This window comes from Solemya elarraichensis gill symbiont, assembly GCF_002021095.1.
Classification (GTDB): domain Bacteria; phylum Pseudomonadota; class Gammaproteobacteria; order Chromatiales; family Chromatiaceae.
On the sequence record NZ_MPRK01000053.1, the window covers coordinates 1 to 9,191 of the forward strand.

Genomic DNA, 9,191 nt, shown 5'->3' on the forward strand with positions numbered 1-9,191 from the left:
TGGGACAACCGTTACAACAGCTACAATGGTCGCTACGGCGCACCTTACGGCTACGGTCCAGCTCCTTACGGACCTGCTCCTGCTGCCCCTCAGGCGCCTGCAGCAACTGGTAACTGCCCACAGTAAATATTACTGGCAGTTAGCTGATAAAAACACCGGGCGGGGTAACCTGTCCGGTGTTTTTTATGTACAGGATGTACGGTATGGCAGGGATTTCTCCCGGAAATCTCCTGCACTCCCCACGTCCGTGTGGGTCGCCGGTCGGTAAATGCTCCTGCATAACCGACATCCCTGCCGTGCATGGATGCACAAATGCCGTGAGCGCAGGATGCGCAGGAACGGCCCACATCCCTGTGGGTCACGGGACATGGATGTCATGGAGCGATGAATTATAATAGATTGCTACCAACAAGGTGTCATGCCCTGTATGCTTCCTCCCAGATTATTAAATGCTATTGAGAATCCGGCAGTGTCACAGTTTTTTCAGATTCATCCCGACAATCCGCAGGCGCGCCTTATCAGTCAAACCGCCGAAATCGTGCGCGAAGGCGGAGTTATCATCTACCCGACTGATTCCGGTTATGCACTTGGTTGCCGCCTTGAAGACAAGGAAGCAATGGAGCGTATTGTGCAGATTCGTCGTGTCGGAAAAGATCATAATTTCACCCTGGTATGCCGTGACCTCTCCGAGATCGCAACTTATGCCAAGGTGTCGAACACCTCATACCGTACTCTCAAGAGCCTGATTCCTGGCCCCTACACCTTTATTTTCTCAGCGACGAAAGAGGTGCCAAAGCGCCTGCTGAATCCCAAGCGAAAAACCATTGGTATCCGAGTCCCTGACAACCGCATAGCACTTGATCTGCTCGACTCGCTCGGTGAGCCCCTGATGAGTACCACCCTGATCCTGCCGGGTGAAGAGGACCCATTGACCGATCCCTACGATATGCGTCAGACACTGGAGCATGCCGTCGACCTGATTATTGACGGCGGCTACTGTGGAATTGATGCCACCACGGTGGTGCACATGGATGAGGAACCACCGAGAGTGTCACGTACCGGCCTTGGGGACTCCGCTATGTTCGAGGCTGGCTGAGCCCCCACGTGGCACATTTATTCCTGTGCCTGCTTCTCCTTGCAAGTGTCACGCCGCTGTATGCAGATGTGATTTCACGGCCGGTTGTTTCCTATACCGGCGAAAATAGTGCTGATGGAATCAGGGTGCTGGCAGCATTCGAGCAGGATGATGAAGCGGATGACGGAAGCCCGATATCAGGATTGTCTGCACTTGCCTGGGATAACGACAACAGGCTGCTCTATGCTGTTTCTGACCGGGGTTGGCTGCATCACCTGCAGTTGCGCTTCGACAGTCGTAGTCAACTGGCTGAGATTGAGCGGCTTGCAAGCTACCAGCTACGTGACCTGAAAGGAAAGCCCCTGGAGGGCAAGTGGCGTGATGCAGAGAGTGCATTTGTACTGCATGGTGACAATGGCATTCGTGATGACACCCTGATCGTAATCGGTTTTGAGCGCTCACCACGTATTGTGCGCTACCGTTCGGATGGCTTTCAGCGGGATCGCTACAGCTTGCCAAAACAGTTATCGAAAAAGAAAAAATTTCACAAGCCGAATGACATGTTCGAAGCTGTCGCCATGCATGAAAAGCTCGGTGTTGTGTTAATCCCGCAGAAGCCGCTGAAAGGACGTGAAATCAATGCGCTCTACAGCATAAAAGGTGCTGGGTAATGGGATTACACGATGGAGAATGAGAGGGGTAACTCCATGTCGGCACTCGAGGCGCTGCCTGATGGCTCCCTTGTGGCGATGGAACGTGCCTGGGATAGTGTTTTTTTCTCGCTTGTGATCAGCCTGAAGCAGTTAAGAATCGATGCAGACCGGCTTGTGGTGGAGAAGATCGCTCGCCTTTCCAGTTCAGAGGGCTGGATACTGGATAATTTCGAGGGGCTTGCACACCACCTGGGCAAGCGCTTTTTTATCGTCAGTGATGATAACCAGAACCCGTTGCAACGAACACTGCTCTACTATATTGAGCTGGATACGAAGTAACACGGGATGCAATCTTTGCGTGGCGCTTGTATTATTTCAATATGACTCTTGAAGAGGCAGGACAGATGCGAAACACCTTTCTCTTGCTGCTACTCGGTGCCAGCCTGGCCGTGGGCGGCTGTTCGACTACACCGCCGCGTGATACCAGTAATATCTGTTCGATATTCGACCAGAAGTATGACTGGTACGACGACGCAAAAGATGCAAACAATAAATGGGGCGCGCCGATTCACGTGATGATGGCGATAATCAAGCAAGAGTCCCATTTTCGCCATGATGCCCAGCCGGCAAGAAAGAAGATTCTGTGGGTAATTCCTGGTGGCAGGCCTTCCTCGGCCTATGGCTACCCGCAGGCACTGGATGGCACCTGGGCCGCCTATAAGAAAGATACCAGCAGTTTCTTTGCCGACCGTGATGACTTTGCTGATTCCATTGATTTTGTAGGCTGGTATACAGACAACAGTCAGCGCAAACTCGGTATTTCGAAATGGGACGCCTATAACCAGTATCTCGCCTATCATGAAGGGCAGGGTGGTTATGCTCGCGGCTCTTACAAGAAAAAAGGCTGGCTGAAAACGGTGGCAAACAAGGTTGATAGTACTGCCAGGACCTATGGTGCCCAACTAAGACAATGTCGTGGATAATTGCTGATGAATCCGCCAGCAGGCCCAGCCCCGACGGTCGGCTTTGTCAGTCTTGGCTGCCCAAAGAACCTTGTCGACTCGGAACGCATTCTCACCCAGCTGCGTGCCGAGGGTTATGAACTTGCATCAGACTATGCCGATTCGGATATCGTTGTCGTCAACACCTGCGGTTTTATCGATGCCGCGGTACAGGAATCACTCGACACCATAGGCGAGGCACTGCAGGAGAATGGCAAGGTCATTGTCACCGGCTGCCTCGGCAAGCGTGATGAGGAGATCCGCGAAGTTCACCCGAATGTATTGGCGATTACGGGCCCGCACGAATACGAATCTGTCATGGAGCAGATTCATACACATCTTCCGCCACCGCATGATCCTTTCAGCAGCCTGGTGCCACCGCAGGGTGTCAAGCTGACGCCGAAACACTATGCCTATCTGAAAATATCCGAAGGCTGTAATCACAGCTGCAGCTTCTGCATTATTCCTTCACTGCGCGGCAAACTTGTCAGCCGCCCGATCGGCGATGTGTTACGCGAGGCGCAGACGCTTGTAGAAGGTGATGTACGCGAACTGCTCGTGGTATCGCAGGACACCAGCGCCTATGGTGTAGATACAAAATATCGCTCGGAGTTATGGAAGGGCGGCATCATCCAGACCCGCATTCGCGACCTGGCACGTGAGCTTGGCGATTTGCAGGCATGGATCCGGTTGCACTATGTCTACCCCTATCCGCATGTCGACGACCTGATTCCGCTGATGGCGGAAGGCCACATACTGCCTTATCTCGATATGCCGCTGCAGCACGGCAGTGAGAAAATTCTCAAGGCGATGAAGCGCCCGGCAGCCACCGAGAAAGTACTCGACAGAATTGCCCGTTGGCGAGAAATTTGTCCGGATTTGACCCTGCGCAGCACCTTTATTGTCGGTTTTCCCGGTGAGACAGAGGATGATTTTGAGCAACTGCTCGACTTTATCGGAGAGGCACAGCTCGATCGTGTCGGCTGTTTCACATACTCTCCGGTTGAGGGTGCTACTGCAAACGAATTACCCGGGGCAGTTCCGGAGGAAGTGAAAGAGGAGCGCCTACAGCGTTTTATGGAGTTGCAGGCCGGAATCAGTGCGGAGAAGCTGCAACGGAAAATTGGATCAAGGCAAATCGTGCTGGTTGACGAGGTGCATCCTGAACTTGTGGTGGCTCGCAGCGAGGCCGATGCCCCGGAGATTGACGGCAATGTCCTGATCGAGGGTGGCTGGGAACTGGAACCGGGGGATTTTGTCGAGGTTGAGATCAACTCGGCGAGCGAGCACGATCTCTACGCTGTTCCGATAACGGAATAAAAAACGGGCTGCCGTCAGGCAACCCGTTATGATTTCAAATCAGTGAGTCCGATTTAGAATGCTGCACCAGGCTTTGCACCCATTTTTTTCAGGATCGTCGCCAGAGGGCAGAAGCCTGTGAAGGCAGACTGCAGGATATTGGCACCGACAAAAGCGGTGAGCCACAGCCAATTGGCGTTGTGGAAAATCGGGCTGGCAGATGCACCCAGGGCAAGACTGATCAGTACCACGGTACCGGCAAAAGCCATTACAATACGATCGATAGACATAATTTAAACCTCAAATTCATTCATTAATAAATACTAATACACTTCAGCGCTGTTAAGTATCAGTAAGTTGCGCTGGGTTGTCAACATGGCAGAGATGATGGTTACTACCCTTGAAGAGCACGCCGGGCTGACTGCAGCACTGGAAAAACAGCTTGGCGCACGGCGCTACGAAACCCATATTTCAACCGTCCTGGTCGCAAACGGCAAGGCGTGGAAGATCAAAAAGCCGCTTGATCTCGGCTTTCTTGACTTCTCAACCCTGGAGCGTCGCAAGTTCTGCTGCGAGGAGGAGCTGCGTCTGAATGGACGTCTTGCCGATGATGTCTATCTGCGTGTGACGCCGATCTGCGGCAGTATCGATGCGCCGCAACTGGTTACAGATGATGGCGCAGGGTGTGATGTGATCGAATACGCCGTGGAGATGCGAGAGTTTCCAGCTGATGCACTGCTGGCAGATCACCAGGAGCTGCTCTCAGAAGAGGCGATGGATGCGATTGCCCGCCAGGTTGCAGATTTTCAAAAAGAGATAGCAAGTGCCAGGACGGGCGGTGAGCTCGGTTCTCCCGAGGCTGTACTGTTCCCGATGCAGCAGAATTTCGACCAGGTACGTCAACTGATCGATGACAGTGATGATCATGCCAGGCTCGACGCGTTGAACAATTGGACGGTTGCGCAGCATCAGCGTCATGAATCCCTGTTGGCATCACGTCTTAAGAATGGTTTTGTCGCCGAGGGACATGGTGATATGCATCTCGGTAACATCGCCGTGGAAGATGGCCGGTTCATTATTTTTGACGGTATCGAGTTTAATCCAAACCTGAGTTGGATCGACAAGGTCAACGAGATTGCCTTCTTCATGATGGATCTTGATCGCAATGGGCATCGTGACCTGTCAGCACGTTTTCTGAATAGCTGGCTGATCAATACAGGCGACTACGAGGGGCTGGCGCTGCTGCGTTTTTACCAGGTCTACCGAGCCATGGTGCGTACCAAGATTGCTGCATTCCGCCTCGCGCAGGAGATTAGTGATGAAGAGCGTGAAGCAGTGACGCAGGCGTATCGTGAATACCTGTCACTTGCCGAATCTTATATTGTTGATGAGCAGCCGCGCCTGATGATTACCTGCGGGCCCTCGGGTTCCGGCAAGAGTGTTGTTGCGCGAGCGGTTGTTGCGCATCTTGGTGCCGTGCAAGTTGCGTCAGATGTCGAGCGCAAGCGTCTTGCCGGACTTGCGGCGCTTGAGTCCAGCAATAGTGGCATCGACACTGGTATTTACACAAGAGAGATGTCGCAAAAGACCTATCAGCGCCTGCTGCAGTTGAGTGAAACGATACTTAAGGCGGGATTCAGTGCAGTTGCAGATGCAACTTTCCTGAAGCAGGATTACCGTAAACCCTTTGCCGATTTGGCAGAGAGACTTGATGTGCCTTTTCACATCTTGAGGATGGAGACAAGTGAGGATGAGCTGATGCAACGTGTCGAGGTGCGTCTTGCACGCGGTGATGACCCGGCAGAGGCGAATGTTGAAGTGCTCAGGCAGCAGCTGAAATCACAAGATACATTGGATGAGAGCGAGCAGGCACATGCCATCATTCTCACCCCACCGGACGTTGATGCTGGCGATTACCTCGCGCGCTTATAAAGTGACATGCTAATCAATAGTGACCGCGTCCATGGCGGTGAGTAGTAAAGAGGCATCCGTATCAGCTCGAATGGCGCCTTCTGAGAGTATTCGACGCCAACGGCGTGCACCTGGCATTCCGCTGAAGAGTCCCAGCATGTGGCGTGTAACATGAGACACCTTGCCGCCTTCTGCAAGGTGTTTCTCTACGTAGGGAATCATCACCTCGACTGCTTCTCGCGGTGAGGTGCACGGATCCTGCTGCCCGTACAGACTGCTGTCGACTTGTGATAGCAACCAGGGTGTATGGTAGGCAGCACGACCAATCATGACGCCATCAACATGTTGCAGGTGAGTGCGGCTCTCTTCGAGATTCATAATGCCGCCATTGATGATGACATCGAGAGCAGGAAAATCTTTTTTAACCCGGTAAACACTTTCGTAACTAAGTGGCGGAATCTCGCGATTCTGTTTCGGACTGAGTCCCTTAAGCCACGCCTTGCGTGCGTGGATGATAAAGGTTTTGCATCCGCTATCGGCTACCGTACCAATAAAATTGACCAGCTCTTCATAGCTGTCCTGTTCATCGATCCCAATTCGGTGCTTGATGGTAACGGGGATCGAGACACTCTCCTGCATCGCCCTGATGCAATCCGCGACAAGCTGTGGTTCAGCCATCAGGCAGGCGCCGAATGCGCCATTCTGTACGCGATCGGAAGGACAGCCAGCATTGAGATTGATCTCATCATAGCCCCACGATTCGACAAGTTTCGAGGTGGCAGCAAGATCAGCCGGGTCACTGCCACCGAGCTGAATGGCAACGGGATGCTCTTCAGCATTGAATTGCAGGTGTCGATCTACATCGCCATGCAAGAGTGCGCCCGTGGTGATCATTTCTGTGTAGAGCAAGGCGCAACGCGTCAACTGCCGGTGAAAATAGCGGCAGTGACGGTCTGACCAGTCGAGCATCGGTGCGACGGAAAATAATCTGTTGATATTATTTGGCATTAATTATTCTGTATTGAGAGTATTTAGCTGCTAGTGAAATTCTATACAATGTATCTGATTATGACGTGTTGGACGTCATTTATGATTATATTTAATGAGGAAAACGAATGACACAGGATGAGATTCTCAAGACCCTTCTGGATGAACTGTATGATCTGACAGTCAGTACAGACATTGATTTAAAGAATCATGCGCATCCGGGAAGTGTCAAATTTGAAGAGCTGAGGCTGGATAGTCTTGACACCCTGATGATGGCAATGAATGTTGAAGAGAAACTTGACCTGGAACTGGAAGTTGCCGAATTTCCACGAGACGCCACGCTCGATGAATTTGCCGAATATATATTGGAATTAATAAATCAATGATTTGAACTCTTCAAGTAGCTGGTTGTTTACCAGTAACGGAGCAGGTGTGAGGTGCCCGCAGTTCTCAATTTCAGAGAGATGCATTCCGGGAACAGAAGCCAGGTGCCTGGCATGGGCCACGTCTATTTCTGAATCTAATCCATAAATAACTTTTCTCTTAACTCCATCTTCTTTTTCAGTGAGAATTTTAGCCATGTCAACACGGATGTCTGGGTCAAGTTGAGCCTTGATTTTCTCTGTCATGAATTTGCCGGATGCCAGTGTGGATTCTTCAGATATGTCTGAACGTATAGAAAACCCAAGATACCCACAGCACTGAATCCTGCTTGACATGAGTAATGATGCAAAGCCGCTCGAAGAGAATCCTGTGATGAAAATCTCATCGATTCCTTTGTTTTTCAGAAATGCTTCGATTGAAGAGATTGAGGTGGAGAAATTGTTTGTGAAACCAGGGATCCCGTTAAGGTAATTGAAGTGAGAAGCATCCTTCAGGAATAGCAGTGAGCCCCCGAGTTGTCTTAGTAGCGACAACATGGAAAGGTTTGAAAAATAGAAGTTGTTATACATTGTCGTAAAGAGAACGAGCGCAATTTCCGGGTGTTTGTCACATTTCTCGAAATATGGCTTATCGAGCTCATAGAGTTCACGCATCAGCTCCGGATCACCAAGGCATTGCCGAAAAGTGTCTATTTCCTGAATCGCATTCCATTGAACTCTCAGCTTTTCCATGAATGCCCTTGCATCGGGATGTGTATATCGTTTCTCTAGTCTGTCATGAAGTATTTTGAATTCAGGAACGCCTTGTGTGGCTAATTCCGATAGCAGAAAGAAACTTTCTTTAGCTGTCCGGTTCCGTTTATTGGCAAGCTGTTCCAGATAAATATGCTGCCCCGGAGAATGTTGTTCGCGGCTATGAATACGCATGGTTAAATCTCGATACGAGCGATAGCACGCAGAGGCATGGTGAAAGGATCGCTGTTTTCCTGCATTTCAAGCGAGAGAGGAGTCATTCTACAACCGTAATCCTTGAGTTGTTCCTTTAGAGAATCAAATATATATTGTGAAATAGGACGCCCAAGGCAGACATGTACACCAAATCCATATAAAGACGAGAGATTTTGCTCTTCTGTATATTCGCTGCTTTGCGTGATGCAACGTACCCTCTGGCCTGAACTGAATTGACAAGAGCCTATCCGGCCATCTGTTTTGCTGATTCTGTCGACGTAGGTCAGACTGCTTTTCCTGTATCCCTGGCCTAATTCCAATGCAGATACTTTTCCTGCATTGTTTCGGAGGGCTGCATCATACAGAGATAATGCCAGTGAACCTGTAAATGGCCTGGTTCCAAGTGCCGCCAGTGCAATCCTGAGTAAATTCTCTTCGCCTCGCCTGGTGATTATCTCAGAGAGCCTGTTATTGATGATTTCACGTTTTCGGATTGATAAGACAGGACTGAAGAGGGATGGGATTGAGTCGATAATCTCCTGAGAGTCATCTCCGCACTGGCTGATTGTCGTAGCAACCGAGTGCCAAAGTGGCCTTGCAAAATCTGCCACAAGATCAAATTCACAGCGCCTCGTGAAGAATCTCTGCAGTAGTTTGTCAATCGTATTTCTTGCTTCTTCTTCCTGTTCCTTTTTAGTTGAGGCAACGAGAAGCGCCATTTTTTTCTTGTTGTCTTGTGTGCCTCACCATCCATGAAGATTGGTAATTTTTCAATAAGAGAGATGCTCGCACTAAAATCCATGCCTGATCTGGATTGCATCTCCCTGTATTTATCAGCCATATTGTAGGCATGGAAATCCCTGGACATGATGATCTCTTTCGCATCAGGGAACCTGATCGTCAGGATGTCTTCATTGACTTGCGGTTTCATCAT

9 protein-coding genes and 1 pseudogene are annotated in these 9,191 nt (G+C 50.5%); 6 read left to right on the forward strand and 4 right to left on the reverse strand.

The features are described from left to right. Window positions 1-469: 469 nt before the first annotated feature. From BOW51_RS04180 to rimO, 4 genes and pseudogenes are all read left to right on the forward strand, one after another. Complete coding sequence (locus tag BOW51_RS04180) at window positions 470-1,096, forward strand: L-threonylcarbamoyladenylate synthase (RefSeq protein WP_078476582.1); 627 nt, start codon at window positions 470-472, stop codon at window positions 1,094-1,096. Window positions 1,097-1,221: 125 nt separating this feature from the next. After that, window positions 1,222-2,067: pseudogene (locus BOW51_RS11905) on the forward strand (esterase-like activity of phytase family protein). 65 nt (window positions 2,068-2,132) lie between these two features. Beyond that, complete coding sequence (locus BOW51_RS04195) at window positions 2,133-2,711, forward strand: transglycosylase SLT domain-containing protein (protein ID WP_078476592.1); 579 nt, start codon at window positions 2,133-2,135, stop codon at window positions 2,709-2,711. A gap of 6 nt (window positions 2,712-2,717) precedes the next feature. Then, the gene (gene rimO / locus BOW51_RS04200; protein ID WP_078476585.1) at window positions 2,718-4,049 is read left to right on the forward strand and encodes a 30S ribosomal protein S12 methylthiotransferase RimO; all 1,332 of its coding nucleotides are present in this window, start codon (window positions 2,718-2,720) and stop codon (window positions 4,047-4,049) included. A 53-nt stretch (window positions 4,050-4,102) separates the two neighbouring features. Here rimO and BOW51_RS04205 read toward each other — a convergent pair whose 3' ends face one another. Beyond that, complete coding sequence (locus tag BOW51_RS04205; protein WP_078476586.1) at window positions 4,103-4,318, reverse strand: YgaP family membrane protein; 216 nt, start codon at window positions 4,316-4,318, stop codon at window positions 4,103-4,105. 85 nt (window positions 4,319-4,403) lie between these two features. Here BOW51_RS04205 and BOW51_RS04210 point away from each other — a divergent pair, with 85 nt between their 5' ends. Then, window positions 4,404-5,960, forward strand: coding sequence for a bifunctional aminoglycoside phosphotransferase/ATP-binding protein (locus BOW51_RS04210; protein ID WP_135568048.1), 1,557 nt, complete (start codon window positions 4,404-4,406; stop codon window positions 5,958-5,960). Between the two features lie 9 nt (window positions 5,961-5,969). Here BOW51_RS04210 and dusA read toward each other — a convergent pair whose 3' ends face one another. Continuing rightward, window positions 5,970-6,947 carry a tRNA dihydrouridine(20/20a) synthase DusA gene (gene dusA, locus BOW51_RS04215; RefSeq protein WP_078476588.1) on the reverse strand — a complete coding sequence of 326 codons (978 nt, stop codon included), beginning with the start codon at window positions 6,945-6,947 and terminating at the stop codon, window positions 5,970-5,972. Window positions 6,948-7,054: 107 nt separating this feature from the next. Here dusA and BOW51_RS04220 point away from each other — a divergent pair, with 107 nt between their 5' ends. Then, window positions 7,055-7,312 (forward strand): acyl carrier protein, encoded by a 258-nt coding sequence (locus tag BOW51_RS04220; protein WP_078476589.1) that lies wholly within the window; start codon window positions 7,055-7,057, stop codon window positions 7,310-7,312. Here the strand turns inward: BOW51_RS04220 and BOW51_RS04225 are convergent. Then, window positions 7,298-8,236, reverse strand: a complete 939-nt coding sequence (locus BOW51_RS04225; RefSeq protein WP_078476590.1) for a hypothetical protein — start codon at window positions 8,234-8,236, stop codon at window positions 7,298-7,300. The two genes, BOW51_RS04220 and BOW51_RS04225, sit on opposite strands and share 15 nt — an antisense overlap. Before the next feature lie 2 nt (window positions 8,237-8,238). Beyond that, window positions 8,239-8,976: a hypothetical protein gene (locus tag BOW51_RS04230; RefSeq protein WP_078476591.1), complete on the reverse strand. Its 738-nt coding sequence runs from the start codon at window positions 8,974-8,976 to the stop codon at window positions 8,239-8,241. Window positions 8,977-9,191: the final 215 nt, after the last annotated feature.